This window comes from uncultured Microscilla sp., assembly GCF_947493425.1.
Lineage (GTDB): Bacteria > Bacteroidota > Bacteroidia > Cytophagales > Microscillaceae > Microscilla.
On the sequence record NZ_CANLRP010000595.1, the window covers coordinates 1 to 296 of the forward strand.

Genomic DNA, 296 nt, shown 5'->3' on the forward strand with positions numbered 1-296 from the left:
TACAAAGACCATCTAGGTAATCTAAGGGTCGCTTTCAGGGAAGGAACAAAGAAAATTTACCGGGCTGATTTAGAAGATATTACCACCGATAAACAGCAAGGATTTGAATACAAAAATGATATTATTTCTTCTGACCCGACGAGTGCAACCAACCACGCGGCGAAGCTAAACAGCAGTGAACCGTTGGGTATGTTGCGCAACCTGGAAGTAAGTAAAGGGGACGTGGTAAAAGTCAAAGTGAAAGGTTATTACGCCGGGGGTTCGGTAACCCATAACAACGCGGTGAACTGGGGGCT

Annotated in this window: 1 protein-coding gene; it reads left to right on the forward strand. The window is 45.3% G+C overall.

The window, feature by feature from the left end; genetic code table 11:
- A partial coding sequence (locus tag Q0954_RS34715) for a hypothetical protein (protein ID WP_299466866.1) occupies positions 1-296 on the forward strand: 296 nt, incomplete at both ends.